This is a genomic window from Massilia sp. 05N420, assembly GCF_056397205.1.
In genome coordinates this window covers 108,784-123,940 of sequence record NZ_JBFTMX010000004.1, presented here as the reverse complement: position 1 = coordinate 123,940, position 15,157 = coordinate 108,784, and the positions used below count along the sequence as shown (strand labels likewise).

The window sequence follows — 15,157 nt, the reverse complement described above, 5'->3', positions numbered from 1 at the left end:
CTAGGTGAAGATCCGGTCCGGGTCGAACGTGTCTTCGGGCACCGGCGCGCCGAACATCCTGAGGCGCTCGGCGAAACGCGGACGCACCCCGGTGGCGCAGAAATGGCCCATCACCTTGCCGTCGGCGTCGACCCCGGTCTGCTCGAAGCGGAAGATTTCCTGCATCGAGATGATGTCGCCTTCCATGCCCGTGATTTCCTGCATGCTCACCACCTTGCGGGTACCGTCGGTCAGGCGCGACGCCTGCAGGATCACGGTGATGGCCGAGCAGATCTGCTGGCGGATCGCGCGCGGCGTCAGGTTCACGCCTGCCATGCTGACCATGTTCTCGAGACGCGCCAGGGCGTCGCGCGGCGTGTTCGCGTGGATCGTCGCCAGCGAGCCCTCGTGACCGGTGTTCATGGCCTGCAGCATGTCGAGCGCCTCGGCGCCGCGCACCTCGCCCAGGATGATGCGGTCGGGCCGCATGCGCAGCGAGTTGCGGACCAGGGCGCGCTGCGTCACCTCGCCCTTGCCTTCGATGTTGGGAGGACGCGTTTCGAGGCGCACCACGTGCGGCTGGCGCAGCTGCAGCTCGGCGGCGTCTTCGATCGTGACGATGCGCTCGTTGCCGGGGATGAAGCCGGAGATCAGGTTCAGCAGCGTGGTCTTGCCACTGCCGGTACCGCCCGAGATCAGGATGTTGACCTTGGCCAGGCCGAGGCTTTCGAGCACCTTGATCATCGGCGGCGTGACGCTCTTCAGCTCCAGCAGGTTCTGCACCGTGAGCGGGGTTGCGCCGAAGCGCCGGATCGATACCAGCGGCCCATCCACCGCCAGCGGCGGGATGATCGCGTTGACGCGCGAGCCGTCCGGCAGGCGGGCGTCGACCATCGGGCTCGATTCATCGACGCGGCGCCCCACGCGCGAGACGATCTTCTCGATGATCTTCATGAGGTGGGCATTGTCGTGAAAACTGATGTCGGTCAGCTCCAGCCGGCCGCGCCGCTCGACGTACACCTTGCTGCAGGTGTTGACCAGGATGTCGGAAACGGTCGGGTCGTTCAGCAGCGGCTCCAGCGGTCCGAAGCCGAGCATTTCGTGCTGGATGTCGAGCACCAGGTGGTGCCGTTCCTGCTGGTTCAGCACGATGCGCTCTTCCTCGATGATGCGCTGGACCAGCAGCGCCAGCTCGTGCTTGAACTGCTCGCTGGTCAGGCGCTTCAGGCGCTCCAGATCGATCCGGTCGAGGATCATCTGGTGCATGGTCTTCTTCAGTTCCTGGTAGGCCTGTTGCGCCACTTCCGGGAGGGAGTGGTGCTGGCGGTCCTCGTCGGTTCCGGACAAACGCTCGCGCAGGGACATGGATCGTCTCCTTCAAAGTTCAGTCATCGCCTTCGCCGCGCCCGAACAGGCGGTCGAGCAGGCCCTTGGTTTCGGTTACGCGGCGCGCGGTCACCACTTCGACCAGGTCGGCCAGGCTGCGCGCCGCGGCGCTGCCGCGCGAGAGCTGCAGGACGGGGATGCCCTGGTTGACCGAGTCGGTGACGGCGACGTAATCGTTGGGAACGGTATGCAGCACCTCGGCGCCGAGCGCCGCGTGCAGGTCCTGAAGCCGCAGGCGTCCGCCCTTCTCGTAGCGGTTGACGATCAGGCGGATGTGATCGGTCACATAACCGAGCGAGCGGAAGATATCCAGCAGGCGCCGCGCATCGCGGATGTCGGGCAAGGCCAGCTGCAGCACCGGGTAGATCGCATCGGTGCTGTCGAGAGCGCGCAGCGAGACGGCATCGATCTGGCGGCCGACGTCGAGCAGGATGTAGTCGTAGTGCTGGCGTGCCACGCGCAGGATGGTGTCGATGTGTTCGGGCTTGGCTTCGGTCGTCTGGCCGGGATCGTCGGCCGCGGCCAGCACGCCGAAGCCGGGCGCCACGTGCACCAGGCAGGATTCGAGAAAGGGGCCGTCGATGCGTGCGATCTGCTGGCACACGTCCGACAGCGTCATCGCCGGCTTCTGGTCGGACACGTACAGCGTGGCGTCGCCGAACTGACGGTGCAGGTCGATCAGCAGCACCTTCCTGTCGGCCAGCGTGGCGAGCGCGTAGCCGAAATTGGTCGAGATGAAGGTCGCGCCGCTGCCGCCCTTGCAGGCGATGAAGGCGAGGATCTTGCCGTCGCGGCTAGAGGCGACGCCGGCGCTGGCGGCAATGCGGTCGATCGCTTCGTGCAGCGCGCGGTGCACCAACGGCAGTTGCAGCACTTCGCGCACGCCCGCACGCATGGCGCGGATCAGGAGCTCGGGGTGGTGATTGTCGGTCAGCAGCATGAAATGCGCTGCCGAGTAATGGCGGGTCAGGCGCTCGAGCAGGTCGCCGTCGGCGACCTCGGCTTCGCTGGTATCGACGATGACGAGGCTGGGCGCCTCAACGAGCGGGCGGTCGAGCGCGTCGCGCAGGCTGACGCGGCTGGCCGCGACATTCAACGGCGGCACGCGCGCAGCTCCTTGGGAGGCGATCTCCGCGTAAAGCTGGGTATCGCGGCTGATCAGCAGGGCTTTCATCGGATTCCTCGGAACAGCAATCGGTCGGGTCCATATCGGGTTGGGGTGGTGCGCGCTGAAGCCAGTCCGGCAAGCGCTGCATCATTTGGCGCCGCTCCCGCCAATCAGCAGCTGCACCGGCTGCTGCCGATCGGCTTCCTTGAACGAACGCTGATAATGCTCGCGGGCCGCGAGGGCGGCTGTGCCGTCCACGCCGGAGGTGGGGTTGGCATTCGCCGCTGCCGCCGGATCGATTACCTGGGCCGCCAGGTTGGCGCGCACCGAGGCGCCGAAGTTGTCTTCGAAATGCGGAGTCGCGCTGCAGCCTTGCAGCAGCAAGACCGCCAGTGCCGCGGCCGCGAGACGATTGCGTGTGATGACCATCGCTTCCTCCTATTTCAGTTCGAAGCCGCCGGCGCTCTGCGAGGGATTCGCGGCCGGCACCGGGGTCGAGGCGGCGGCCGTGCTGACCTCCGGCGCCGGGCCGTCCAGGCGGCCGCCGAGCAGGACGGCGGCGCGCGACGGCACGCCCACCTTGTCGGTCGGCAGCACATAACCCGGGCCCTGCAGCGGCTTGACCAGGTGGGCCGTGATGACGAATACCAGTTCAGTACGGTCGAGCTGGTAATCGGTGCTGCGGAACAGCGCTCCCAGCACCGGAACCTCACCCAGCACCGGCAGTCCCTTCAGGTTGGTGACCAGGTTGTTCTTGACCAGGCCGCCGATCACGAAGCTCTGGCCGTCGTACAGCTGTACGGTGGTGCTGGCGCGACGCGTGGTCACGACCGGCAGGATCGCGGCGCCGCTTAAACCGCCGGTCGAGATGCCCACGCCTTCGCGCGACAGTTCCGAGACTTCGGGCGCGACGCGCAGGTTGATGCGCCCTCCTCCCAGCACAGTGGGGGTGAAGCGCAGGCCGACGCCGAACTCCTTTTCTTCCAGCGTGACGCGGTTGTTATCCTGGGCCACCGGCACGTAGAATTTGCCGCCGGCGAGGAAGGTGCCTTCCTGGCCGCTGATCGCCATCACGTTCGGTTCGGCCAGGATGCGCACCAGGCTATCCTGGTTTTCCGCATTCACGTTGACCCCGCCTTTGGCCTTGGCGGCCTGCAGCGAACCGTGGGCATTCCCGGTAATGAAATTCGACAGCAGGGCCGCACCCCAGCTACCGCCCCCGAAACGCCAGGCGGCGCCGGCTTCCAGCCGTTCGAGCAGGGATTTCGATACCTCGGCGACCTTCACTTCGAGCTGCACCTGTTGCGGCGCGCGGACCGACAGCAGGTTGATTACCCGCGCTCCCGCCTGATTCGCATTCGACGTGCCGCCCGCATTGCTGCCGTTGGCGCCGCCCACGGTGCCGGGCGCGGCTTCGTCCTTGTMCGGCATGGCCAGCGGCCGCAAGGGCCGGCGCACATAGGCAGTCGCCAGGGCGACCGCACGCTCGACGGCATCGGCGTCGCTGACGGTACCGCTCAGCACCAGGGTGTCGCCGGCAGCCAGCACCTTGATGTCGCGCTCCTCCGGCAGGGCGGCGGCCAGCGTGGCCTGTACGGCGGACGGATCCATCGCCACCGTGATGTCGAGCATGCTGCAGACGCCGCTCTTGCCCTGCACGATCATGTTGGTGGTGCCGACGTCGACGCCGGCGATATACAGCGTGTCCGGCGCCACCAGGATGGCCTGCACGACCCCGGGGTTGCCGACGCTGCGGTGCTGGACCGCCTCCGGCAGGTGCATTAGCTGGGACTTCCCGACCTGCAGGGCCAGCTGGGCGGGCCGCGCGGCTTCGCCCTGGCAGCGCGGGCCGGCCTCGGAGCGCACCGCGGGCGGATTGTCGTTCGCCTGCGCGGCGGTCTTGGCGGCGGCGAGCGCGGGCCCGGCCGCAGCCATGGCCAGGCCGGCGAAGAGAACACGGACGATCGGCGTATGCATCAGACTTCCGTTCATGGCATCACCCCGGGATAGGTTCAGAAGCATTCCTGCGCCGTGCGCAGGCCGTTGAGCACGGTGACGCAATCACGCTCCACCTTGGCCGCGGTCTTGACCACCACCGGCACCTGGCGCACCACCACGACCGGCTTGGGCGCGGGCTTGGGCGGCGGCGACGCTTCCGGCAGCAGCGTCAGCTTGGTGGCGCCCAGGGTGGAAGCCGATTCCGGATCGACCTGGTTGCGCAGGGCCAGCGACAGCGTGCCCACGCTGCGCGCCAGGTCGAGCTTTTCGGCCTGCTCCGGCGTGACCTCGAGCGTGACCGCATTGACCACCTTCGGCCTGGTCTCGTCACGGTTGACTTCCTGGGCCACAGCCAGCACCAGGATGCGCTCCAGCACGATCTTCGAGATGTTCTGCTCACGCGCGCCGGAACCGGACGGCACGTCCTTCTGCATGCTGACGATGATGTCCACATAATTGCCCGGCAAGGCGAAGCCGGCCACGCCGATCACGTCGTTGACGCGCACGGTGATGGCGCGCTTGCCCTCGGTAATCAGTGCCGACAGCCCGCCCAGGGTGCCGGCCGGGGCCAGCTTGGCTTCGCTGACCGGCTCGCCCATCACCAGGTTGCTCTTCAGGACGCGGCCGCCCAGCTTCTGCGGATCGGTGAAGGCGCCCCTCGGCACACTGTGGGACGGCCAGTCGGCCAGCTTGAACATCTCCGGCGTCAGGCGCTGGCCGAGACTGATGTCGACCGCGGCCACGGCGATCCGTCCTGCAGCGGAGCCCGGCTGGTTCAGGAGCCAGCGCGAGGCAAACACCACGGCCGCCAGGCCGAACAGGATCGCGACTGCCATCATCGCGAGGGCACGCTTGTTCTTCATTTACGCCTCCGGTTCGCAAGCAATGAACATGCTGCGCCAGGCCTGCTCGACCGTCGCCACGGTCAGGCGCGCATCGTGCCCGGCAAAGCCGGCGAAATCGGCGATCCGGTCGAGCAGCTCGCCCGGGTAGCAGGCCAGCAGCGCCCGCCCAGACTGCGCGTGCAGGCGCTCGATCAGGTGATCGGCGGCGACGTCGTCGAACTCGATGCGGCGCAGCCGGCACTGGCGGCGCAGCAGGGCGCGATAAGCCCCTGCCGGCCAGGCACCGATTGCGGCCTTGTAGCCGATCCGGCGCAGGGCCGCGTCATCGAGGATGGCGTCCGGCGCCAGGTTGGTGGCGAACACCACGGCCGCATCGAAGGGTACCGCCTCGGCCTGGCCGCCCTGCAGCGAGAGCTGGTCGATGCCGGCATCGAGCGGGCCGATGAAGCGGTTCAGGAGCTCGGCGGCCTGGATGCGCTGGCGGCCGACGTCGTCGATCACCAGCATGCCGTTGTTCGCCTGCAGGTGCGGCGGCGCGTGGTACAGGCCTTCCTCGGCGTCGTAGCGCAGGTCGAGCATCTCGCGTCCGAGTTCGGCGCCGACGTGTACCAGCGGACGCTGGCAGACGGTCCAGCGGGCGTCGCAGCTGCGCCGTTCTTCCTGCTGGCGCGCGGCCGGCGGCTGCGCCACGTGCAGCGCCGGATCGTACAGGCGGATCACCTGGCGGCCGACGGTCAGCGCGTACGGCACCGCGATCGGGCCCGGCAGCAGCCGTCCGAGCTTGCCGGCCAGATGGCTTTTGCCGCTGCCGGACGGACCGTACAACAGCAGCGAGCGGCGCGCGTACAGGGCAGCGCCCAGCACCTCGCGCGTGACCGTGGCCAGTCCATCCTCGCCCAGCGCCGCCGCCAGCTGGGCTGGCGTCACCCGCTCGGCCTGGGCATGGCGCAGCGCCTGGCGCTCGACCACGACGCGATAGGAAGCGAGCGTCACCGGGGCCGGTCCGACATAGCGGCAGCGCGCCAGCGCATCGGCCGCCCCACGCTGGCCGATCGCGGTCAGCTGGTACTGCATGTCGATATCCGATTCGCCGCACCAGGCCACCTCCACCTGCTGCTCGGCGATCAGGGGATTGAGTACTTCGCGCAGCACGTTGATGGACAGGCGCAGCTTGCCGGCCAGGACCGCCAGCGGCGCCTTGCCGCTGGCCTGGATCGCCTTCAGCACCAGATCGGTGACGAAGCGCGGCTCCAGGCCGGTGTCGCGCACCGTCTTGGGCTGGCGCGGCAGGATGGGCGCGATCTCCGGAAGGTCCGGCGCCGCCATGTGCGCGGCGCGCGGCACCGTCGCGATACTGCCAGTCGATAGCGTTTCAAGCATCGGAATCCCCTAGAAGCCTTCATGTTTTCCGAAACAGGTCGGATTGATTCTAGCGAGCGCTCCCGGGGCCGCTCTTGCGTTCGGCCAAAAGCGGACTCGGCCTTAATGACGGACCAGGACCGCAATCGTTCCGAGCGCGATCGCCAGCCCATATGGCATCGCGCCGATACTCGGCTGCGCCGCCGGCATCGCCAGGCGCGCGCCCGGCATCCAGACCGTGCACAGAATGCCTTTGATATTGACCAGGACCTGGCGCAGGCGGCCTTTGACCAGCACCAGCAGCAAGGCCATCACGCCGCCGACGCACCAGCTCAGCACGGCAACTTCGAAAGCATCGCCCGGCCCGACGAAAGTGCCGACCACCGCCATCATCTTGACGTCGCCGGCAGCCATCCCGCGCGCCAGGTAAAACGGCAGGAACACCGCCAGGCCGACACCCATCCCAGCGAGCGCCGCCAGCAGCGAGGACAAGGGATCGGACGACAGCAGATGCAGGCAGAACGCGCCGGCCAGCCCGGCCAGCAGCAGACGGTTCGGGATCCGGCGCGTGGCCAAGTCGTTGACGGCGGCAATAGTCACCAGCAGAAGCAGGACCACGTCGAGGTACTGTTCGATCGGCATAGCCTCCTCCAGAAGAAAAAAACCCTCCGGACGACGTGTCCGGAGGGCTCTATCGCATTACGATCCCGACGGTGCCGAAGCGCCCAGCTTGCCGTTGATGTCGGTGAACAGCTGCTTGATACCGTTGCCCAGGACTGCAGCACCACCGGCAACCACGACACCGATCAGTGCAGCGATCAGGCCGTACTCGATGGCGGTCACACCGTTCTCGTCAGCCATGAAGGTTTTGACTGCAGAGGCGAAAGTGCTCATGTGAAACTCCCATATGGTAGGTTAATGAAGACAACCCTGGCCGGAAGTGCTGACTGCAACTGCAAAACCACGTCGACTGCTGCGCTTTTCGGCTGACTGCGCCGAGTTCCGTGCCAGTGAGTTCACTATAAAAGGTGATGCCGCACGGCAAGTTGACTGCACACAAGCTTTCCATAGGGAACTATTTTTTGTCGATGGGAATCATTCCCCCACGCTTGGGGGACGCGAATCGGCGACATCCTTGAGAAAATCCCTTGAAGACAAAAAAATTGTTTTTGCATAATTGCTTATATTGCAAAAAAGCTATATGCTGTTTCGCTTGCTCTTTGTGACATACCAGATACCTGCGAACGCGACGGCGGCTGTTGGTCCGCAGGTCGGTGGATTACATTGCTGAGAACGACATGGACTCGCTTCTGAAACACATGGTGGACATGACCGGCCACCGCGATCACGCGATGCTCGACATTTCCGTGATCTCGGCAGTGCAGGAGCTGGCCCGCGCTGCGCAGACGCGCATCCTGAGCATCGCCACCGTGGCCGGACAGCAGTACCTGCGTTCGCGCGCATCGATCCGTGCCGGCGGCGAAGCCCGCCTGGAAGACACGCCCGAAGGCGCACTCGGCGAACCCATCAGCCTGGAACTGGCGCGCTGCCTCGCCGAACACCGCAGCAGCGCCGAAGCCTGCGGCGCCGACGGCAGCCGCACCCTGTGGCTGCCGATCTGGTTCGGCGACAAGGCCTGCACCTGTCTGGAGCTGCGCAATGACCGGCCCTTCTGCAGCGACACCATCCACACCGTCGGCGGCATCGTCGGCGTCTACCGTAATTTCCAGAACCTGCTCGACTACAGCGAACGCGATTCGCTGACCGGTCTGCTCAACCGCAAGACCTTCGACGACCAGCTGGCCCGCATGCTGCACGGCGCCCACGAGCACGACCCGCGCCTGCCCGGCCTGGCGGAAAGGCGCCAGCCGCACGGACCGGAAAAACAGTGGCTGGCGGTGGTCGACGTCGACCACTTCAAGGCCGTCAACGACAAGTTCGGCCACCTGTACGGCGACGAGGTGCTGATCCTGATCGCCAACCTGCTGCAGTCATCGTTTCGGGTCCAGGACCGGGTCTTCCGCTTCGGCGGCGAGGAATTCGTCGTGCTGCTGCGTTCCACCACCCTGGAAAACGCCTGGAAGATCATCGAGCGCTTCCGCACCAACGTCGAGAACCACGACTTCCCGCAGGTGGGCCGGGTCACGGTCAGCGTGGGCTTCGTGAGCATCAGCGCCTTCGAATCGCCGGTGGTGACCCTGGGCCATGCCGACCAGGCCCTGTACTACGCCAAGAGCAATGGCCGCAACCAGGCCTGCCACTACGACGACCTGGTCTCGCACGGCGTGCTGCAGGCGGTGGCCTCGAACGACACCGCCGAATTCTTCTGATATCGGGTTACACGCTCAGGCCGCGAGCGCCATGAAGCGCAGCGGATCGACCTTCCACTTCTCGGCCGATTCGTGGCGCACGATCTTGTCGCCGCCGCCGAAGCCCAGGCCGCGTGCCAGGTCCACGATTTCCGGCTTGATGTAGGTCTGGCTCTTTGTGCTGAAGAAGACGTTGACCTTCGGCGTGAGAAGGCTGGTTTCGTGCGGTTCGACCACCACCCCGAGGCGTCCCGATTCCAGCAGCACCAGGGTGCCGACCGGATAGATACCGACGCAGCGCATGAACTCCTGGGTCAGCGCGGGATTGAAGTGGAACTTGCTCCACTCGTACATCTTGCGCAGCGCTTCGGCCGCCGGCATGCCCTTGTGATAGCAGCGGTCGGCCGTGATCGCGTCGTAGACGTCGACGATCGCGGCCATCTGCGCCAGCTCGCTGATCTGCTCGGCACCCTGGCGGTCCGGATAGCCGGTGCCGTCGCGGCGTTCGTGGTGATGCAGGGTGATGTCGAGCGGGATCGCGCCGATCTCCGGCGAGCGGCGCAGGATCTCGACACCGTCGCGCGGGTGGCGGCGCACCACCTCGAATTCCTCGTCGGTCAGGCGGCCCGGCTTGTTCAGGATATGGTCCGGGACCAGGGCCTTGCCGGTGTCGTGCAGAAGGCCGCCGATGCCGGCCTGGTAGATGGTCTCGTCGTCCATCTTGCGCGAGCGGCAGAAGGCGACCAGCAGGGTGCACACGCTGACCGAGTGCAGGAAAGTGTAGTCGTCCTTGTTCTTGATGTAAGAAAGGCCCAGCAGGGCGCTGGCATTGCGCAGGATCGAGGCCGTGATGCTCTCGACCACCGGCGACACCTTGTCCATCTCGACCGCCTTGCCCAGGCGCGCGTCCTGCATCACGGTTTTCACCAGGCTGGCGGCCTGGCGGCGGATCGCGACGGCGCGGTCGAACTCCTCGGCCAGTGTGCTGCGCAGCGGCGCCACCGGCCTGGCCGCGATCGCCGCCACTTCCTCTTCGACCTTCGCCGCCGCCTCATCGACGGTCGGCGCATCGCTCAGGTCCAGCCCCTTGGCGCAGTCGATGACCACGCCGCGGATGCCGGCCTGGACGATCTTGCGGATTTCGTCCTCGCTGCTGATGACGAAGCGGTTACGAACGAAGGGATGTTCCATCCAGCCGCAATCGAGATCGTGGATGGCCATCCCTACGCGAAGTTGCGAGGAATCGATTTTCTTGAGCATGGGGACACGAACAGGGGTGTGTTAATCTCGCCGCGTTTCGAGGCGCTTTCAGTATAACAACTGTTCAGCTTGCCACTTGCCATAGGTAAACTACTTTCAGTGGAATGTGTCCTTAAAGATACAAATATTGATTTATGGAATTACGCCAGCTCCGCTACTTCGTCGCCATCGTCGACCATGGTTCGCTCTCGCGCGCGGCGCTGGTGCTGCATGTGGCACAGCCGGCGCTGACCCAGCAGCTGCGCCAGCTGGAGGATGAGCTCGGTGTGCAGCTGCTGCACCGCTCGGCCCAGGGCGTGGTCAGCACCGACGCCGGCAAGGTGTTCTACGAACACGCGCTGGCGATCCTGAAACAGGTGGCGGACGCCCAGGCGGCGGTGGTCCAGTCGGCCGAACGGCCCTCCGGCAGCGTCACCCTCGGCCTGCCGCACAGTATCTCGGGCGCGCTGGCCCTGCCGCTGCTGACCGCGATCCGCCAGCGTTATCCCGAGATCACCCTGCAGCTGACCGAGGAGCTGACCGGCAACCTGGCCGAGCAGCTGCGCGCCGGCCGCGTCAACCTCGCCGTGCTGCTCGACGACGGCCAGTTGTCCAGCTTCGCCACCACCCCGCTGGTCGAGGAAGAGCTGCGCTTCATCTGCCGCGACGACGCGCCCTGGGCCGCCGGACGCGACAGCCTGGCGCTCGCCGAAGCGCTGGACGCGACCCTGATCCTGCCCGGCCTGCAGCATGGCGTGCGTCCGCGCATCGAGAGCACGGCGCGCGCCGCCGGCCTGCACACGCGCGGCGTCATCGAAATCAACTCGATCGCAATCCTCAAGTCGGCGATCCTGGCCGGCATGGGCGCCACCATCCTGCCGGTGGCGCCGGTGCAGGCCGAAGTCGAGCGCGGCGCCATGCGGGCGGTCTCGATCCACAGCCCCTCGATCTCGCGCACGGTGGTGCTGTGCACCTCGAAGAACATCCCGCTGACGAACGCCGCCGCCGCGGTCAGCCGCCTGGTGGCCCAGGTTGCGACGGAACTGTGCGCCAGCGGCGCCTGGATCGGCGCGCGGGCCCTCGCGGCCTGATGGCCCATCATTTTTTCTTATAGCCCCATCCCCATTCCGTATTTCCGTATACGTCAAGTTGTCTCTACACTTCGGGCAAAGCCAAAAAACCGGCACCCGGCCCGCTCCCGCCACCGCCTACCCGGCGCGACGCTCCGAGCCAGCCCACCTGAATACCATTTGGAGACACCATGCCTGACACCATCCTCGGCCAGGGCGCGCCCGCGCCTGCCATCCCGTCCACGCCCGCCGCTCCCGTCGCCGGATCGCCGGACCGCTTGAAAGACGTCAGCCTCGACGACAAGTACACCGCGACCTCCGGCAAGATCTTCCTGTCCGGGATCCAGGCGCTGGTGCGCCTGCCGATGATCCAGAAGATCCGCGACGAACAGGCGGGCCTGAACACGGCCGGCTTCGTGTCCGGCTACCGCGGCTCGCCGCTGGGCGGCCTGGACGAGAACCTGTGGAAGGCCAAGGGCCACCTGGAAGCGAAGAGCATCCAGTTCGTGCCGGGCGTGAACGAGGACCTGGCCGCGACCGCCGTCTGGGGCACCCAGACCGTCGACCTGATCGGTCCGGCCAAGCACGACGGCGTATTCGCCATGTGGTATGCGAAGGGCCCGGGCGTCGACCGCTGCGGCGACGTTTTTAAACACATGAACCACGCCGGTACGAGCAAGAACGGCGGCGTGCTGCTGGTGGCCGGCGACGACCACGGCGCCTACTCCTCGACCCTGCCGCACCAGTCGGACCACATCTTCGCCGCCTGCATGATTCCGGTGCTGTATCCGTCGAACGTGCAGGAATACCTGGACCTGGGCGTGCACGGCTGGGCGATGTCGCGCTTCTCCGGCCTGGCGGTGGCGTTCAAGGCGCTGGCCGATACCGTCGAATCGAGCGCCTCGGTGGATGCCGACCCGTTCCGCGTCGAGGTCAAGCTGCCGCAGGACTTCGCGATGCCGGAAGGCGGCCTGAATACGCGCCTGTCGTCCGTGCCGCTGGGCCAGCAGGCGCGCACCCAGGAAGCGCTGATGCAGGACTACAAGATCTACGCAGCCCTGGCTTACGCGCGCGAGAACAAGCTGAATCGCGTCACCATCGACAGCCCGGACGCCAGGCTGGGCATCATCGCCTCCGGCAAATCCTATGTGGACGTGCTGGAAGCGCTGGAAGAACTGGGCATCGACGAAGCGATGGCGGCCCAGGTCGGCCTGCGCCTGTACAAGGTCGCGATGATCTGGCCGCTGGAACCGGAGGGCGTGCGCGAATTCGCCCAGGGCCTGGAAGAGATCCTGGTGGTCGAAGAAAAGCGCCAGGTCGTCGAATACCAGCTCAAGGAACAGCTGTACAACTGGCGCGACGACGTCCGTCCCCACATCGTCGGCAAGTTCGACGACAAGGGCGAATGGGTCTCGCCGCGCGGCGAATGGCTGCTGCCGCCGAAGGCCGACTTCTCGGTCGCCCAGGTCGCGCGCGTGATCGCCGGCCGCATCGCCCGCCTGAACCTGGACGGCCGCACCCGCGACCTGATCAAGGCCCGCCTGGCCTTCCTGGAAGCGAAGGACGCGGTGCTGATGAAGGCGGTCACGACGCCGTTCCGCCCTGCTTTTTATTGCTCCGGCTGTCCGCACAACACCTCGACCAAGGTGCCGGACGGCTCCTTCGCGCTGGCCGGCATCGGCTGCCACGTGATGGCGACCTCGATCTACCCGGAGATGAACAAGCTGACCACCCACATGGGCGGCGAAGGCACGCCCTGGATCGGCCAGGCCGCGTTCTCGAAAGTGCCGCACGTGTTCCAGAACCTGGGCGACGGCACCTACTTCCACTCCGGTTACCTTGCCATCCGCGCGGCGATCGCGGCCAAGGTCAACATCACCTACAAGATCCTCTATAACGACGCGGTCGCGATGACCGGCGGCCAGCCGGTCGACGGCGTCACCTCGGTGCCGCTGATCGCCCAGCAGATGGCGGCCGAAGGCGTGAAACGCATCGCCCTCGTCACCGAAGACCTGTCGCGTTACGAAGACAGGTCAAGCCTGCCGGAACTGGTCACCATCCACGACCGCAAGCACATGGACGACATCCAGCGCGAGCTGCGCGAACTGCCGGGCGTGACGGTCCTGATCTACGACCAGACCTGCGCCGCCGAGAAGCGCCGCCGCCGGAAAAAAGGCGAGTTCCCGGACCTGAACAAGCGGATGGTCATCAACGAAGCCGTCTGCGAAGGCTGCGGCGACTGCGGCGTGCAGTCGAACTGCGTCTCTATCCTGCCGAAGGAAACGGAATTCGGCCGCAAGCGCGCGATCGACCAGTCGTCCTGCAACAAGGATTACTCGTGCGCCAAGGGCTTCTGTCCGAGCTTCGTCACCGTCGAAGGCGGCACGCTCAAGAAAAACAAGGCCGGCGTCGCCAAGTCGAAGGACGAAGACGACGGCTGGGGCGCACTGCCGGCGCCGATGCTGCCGTCGATCGCCGCTCCCTACAACATCCTGATCAACGGCATCGGCGGCACCGGCGTGATCACCGTCGGTGCGCTGATGGGCATGGCCGCCCACCTCGAAGGCAAAGGCGCCTCGGTGCTGGACATGACCGGCATGAGCCAGAAGAACGGCTCCGTGACCTCGCACGTGAAGATCGCGGAAACGCCGGAACGCCTGCGCGCCCAGCGCATCGCCACCGGCGAAGCCGACCTGGTGCTGGGCTGCGACATGCTGACCGCCGGCGCCTCGGACGCGATCTCGAAGATGCGCCCGGGCCGCACCACGGTCGTCGTCAACCTGCACGAGCAACCGACCGGCACCTTCGCCCAGCAGCGCGACTGGGAATTCCCGACCGAGCAGGTGCGCTCGCTGATTCTTGAGGCCGTGGGCGGTGAAGCCGGTGTCGACTTCATCGACGCCACCAGGCTGGCCACCGCGCTGATGGGCGACTCGATCGCCGCCAACCTGTTCATGATGGGTTACGCCTGGCAGAAGGGCCTGATCCCGCTGTCGGAAGCCTCGCTGCTGCGCGCGATCGAACTGAACGGCGTGGCCGTCGGCTCCAACAAGCGCAGCTTCCTGTGGGGCCGCCGCGCCGCCGTCGACCTCAAGCGCGTCGAGAACACCGCCACGCCAGTTCAGCCGAGCGCGGCCCGCGCCATCGTCATGCAGATGCCGCAAACCCTGGACGGCATCCTCAAGAAGCGCGTCGAATTCCTGACCGGTTACCAGGATGCGGCCTATGCCGCGCAGTACGCCGAACTGGTGTCGCAGGTGCGCGAGCGCGAATCGGCCCTGGGCCTGGGCAACAAGCTGGCGACGGCGGTCGCCAAGTCCCTGTTCAAGCTGATGGCCTACAAGGACGAATACGAAGTCGCCCGCCTGTACACCGACGGCCGTTTCGTCGAGCAGCTGAAGACCCAGTTCGAGGGCGAGTTCAGCGTCAAGTTCAACCTGGCGCCGCCGCTGTTCGCCAAGAAGGATGCCAAGGGCCACCTGGTGAAGGCCGAATTCGGCTCGTGGATGTGGAGCGCCTTCAAGCTGCTGGCCAAGCTGAAAGGCCTGCGCGGCGGCACCTTCGACATCTTCGGCTACACGGCCGAGCGCAAGATGGAGCGCGCGCTGATCAGCGAGTATCGTGGGATGATCGAAGGCGTGCTGGGCTCGCTGGATGCGTCGACGCACGCGACCGCGGTCGAGCTGGCGGCCCTGCCGGAGCAGATCCGCGGCTTCGGCCATGTGAAGGAAAAGGCGGTGGCCGAGTACCGTGCGCGGGTGACGGAGCTGCTGAGCGGCAACGCCAAGAAACGCGCTGCCTGATCGATCACCCGTCGTTCCCGCCTCCGCGGGGACGACGGCGTTCTGCATTCTTGACGTTTAC

12 protein-coding genes are annotated in these 15,157 nt (G+C 66.4%); 3 read left to right on the top strand and 9 right to left on the bottom strand.

The genetic code is table 11. The features are described 5' to 3' along the window. The 8 genes from AC1DIX_RS03665 to AC1DIX_RS03630 form a co-directional block, all read right to left on the bottom strand. Positions 1-1,344 carry a TadA family conjugal transfer-associated ATPase gene (locus AC1DIX_RS03665; protein ID WP_442122954.1) on the bottom strand — a complete coding sequence of 448 codons (1,344 nt, stop codon included), beginning with the start codon at positions 1,342-1,344 and terminating at the stop codon, positions 1-3. Between the two features lie 19 nt (positions 1,345-1,363). Then, entirely contained in the window at positions 1,364-2,539 is a 1,176-nt protein-coding gene (locus AC1DIX_RS03660) for a CpaE/TadZ family protein (protein WP_477322094.1), read from the bottom strand. 81 nt (positions 2,540-2,620) lie between these two features. After that, positions 2,621-2,902, bottom strand: coding sequence for a hypothetical protein (locus AC1DIX_RS03655; RefSeq protein WP_477322092.1), 282 nt, complete (start codon positions 2,900-2,902; stop codon positions 2,621-2,623). A gap of 9 nt (positions 2,903-2,911) precedes the next feature. Beyond that, positions 2,912-4,465: a type II and III secretion system protein family protein gene (locus tag AC1DIX_RS03650; protein WP_477322090.1), complete on the bottom strand. Its 1,554-nt coding sequence runs from the start codon at positions 4,463-4,465 to the stop codon at positions 2,912-2,914. 20 nt (positions 4,466-4,485) lie between these two features. After that, on the bottom strand, positions 4,486-5,334 hold the full coding sequence (gene cpaB, locus AC1DIX_RS03645) for a Flp pilus assembly protein CpaB (RefSeq protein ID WP_477322088.1): 849 nt from the start codon (positions 5,332-5,334) through the stop codon (positions 4,486-4,488). Beyond that, positions 5,335-6,696: a P-loop NTPase family protein gene (locus tag AC1DIX_RS03640; RefSeq protein WP_477322086.1), complete on the bottom strand. Its 1,362-nt coding sequence runs from the start codon at positions 6,694-6,696 to the stop codon at positions 5,335-5,337. Between the two features lie 102 nt (positions 6,697-6,798). Then, positions 6,799-7,317, bottom strand: coding sequence for an A24 family peptidase (locus AC1DIX_RS03635; protein WP_477322084.1), 519 nt, complete (start codon positions 7,315-7,317; stop codon positions 6,799-6,801). Between the two features lie 57 nt (positions 7,318-7,374). After that, entirely contained in the window at positions 7,375-7,569 is a 195-nt protein-coding gene (locus tag AC1DIX_RS03630; protein WP_442122947.1) for a Flp family type IVb pilin, read from the bottom strand. 404 nt (positions 7,570-7,973) lie between these two features. Here AC1DIX_RS03630 and AC1DIX_RS03625 point away from each other — a divergent pair, with 404 nt between their 5' ends. Beyond that, positions 7,974-9,005 carry a GGDEF domain-containing protein gene (locus AC1DIX_RS03625; protein WP_442122946.1) on the top strand — a complete coding sequence of 344 codons (1,032 nt, stop codon included), beginning with the start codon at positions 7,974-7,976 and terminating at the stop codon, positions 9,003-9,005. A 15-nt stretch (positions 9,006-9,020) separates the two neighbouring features. Here the strand turns inward: AC1DIX_RS03625 and AC1DIX_RS03620 are convergent, their stop codons facing one another. Then, the gene (locus AC1DIX_RS03620; RefSeq protein ID WP_477322082.1) at positions 9,021-10,244 is read right to left on the bottom strand and encodes an HD-GYP domain-containing protein; all 1,224 of its coding nucleotides are present in this window, start codon (positions 10,242-10,244) and stop codon (positions 9,021-9,023) included. Positions 10,245-10,378: 134 nt separating this feature from the next. On the opposite strand from AC1DIX_RS03620, the gene AC1DIX_RS03615 reads away from it, so the two are divergent. Then, on the top strand, positions 10,379-11,314 hold the full coding sequence (locus AC1DIX_RS03615; RefSeq protein WP_442122944.1) for a LysR substrate-binding domain-containing protein: 936 nt from the start codon (positions 10,379-10,381) through the stop codon (positions 11,312-11,314). A gap of 170 nt (positions 11,315-11,484) precedes the next feature. After that, positions 11,485-15,096: an indolepyruvate ferredoxin oxidoreductase family protein gene (locus tag AC1DIX_RS03610; protein WP_477322080.1), complete on the top strand. Its 3,612-nt coding sequence runs from the start codon at positions 11,485-11,487 to the stop codon at positions 15,094-15,096. Positions 15,097-15,157: the final 61 nt, after the last annotated feature.

Excerpts from the sequence above, each read along its gene's own strand:
- AC1DIX_RS03665 (WP_442122954.1), bottom strand. The coding sequence starts at position 1,344 with ATGTCCCTGCGCGAGCGTTTGTCCGGAACCGACGAGGACCGCCAGCAC.
- AC1DIX_RS03660 (WP_477322094.1), bottom strand. The coding sequence starts at position 2,539 with ATGAAAGCCCTGCTGATCAGCCGCGATACCCAGCTTTACGCGGAGATC.
- AC1DIX_RS03655 (WP_477322092.1), bottom strand. The coding sequence starts at position 2,902 with ATGGTCATCACACGCAATCGTCTCGCGGCCGCGGCACTGGCGGTCTTG.
- cpaB (WP_477322088.1), bottom strand. The coding sequence starts at position 5,334 with ATGAAGAACAAGCGTGCCCTCGCGATGATGGCAGTCGCGATCCTGTTC.
- AC1DIX_RS03640 (WP_477322086.1), bottom strand. The coding sequence starts at position 6,696 with ATGCTTGAAACGCTATCGACTGGCAGTATCGCGACGGTGCCGCGCGCC.
- AC1DIX_RS03635 (WP_477322084.1), bottom strand. The coding sequence starts at position 7,317 with ATGCCGATCGAACAGTACCTCGACGTGGTCCTGCTTCTGCTGGTGACT.
- AC1DIX_RS03630 (WP_442122947.1), bottom strand. The coding sequence starts at position 7,569 with ATGAGCACTTTCGCCTCTGCAGTCAAAACCTTCATGGCTGACGAGAAC.
- AC1DIX_RS03625 (WP_442122946.1), top strand. The coding sequence starts at position 7,974 with ATGGACTCGCTTCTGAAACACATGGTGGACATGACCGGCCACCGCGAT.
- AC1DIX_RS03620 (WP_477322082.1), bottom strand. The coding sequence starts at position 10,244 with ATGCTCAAGAAAATCGATTCCTCGCAACTTCGCGTAGGGATGGCCATC.
- AC1DIX_RS03615 (WP_442122944.1), top strand. The coding sequence starts at position 10,379 with ATGGAATTACGCCAGCTCCGCTACTTCGTCGCCATCGTCGACCATGGT.
- AC1DIX_RS03610 (WP_477322080.1), top strand. The coding sequence starts at position 11,485 with ATGCCTGACACCATCCTCGGCCAGGGCGCGCCCGCGCCTGCCATCCCG.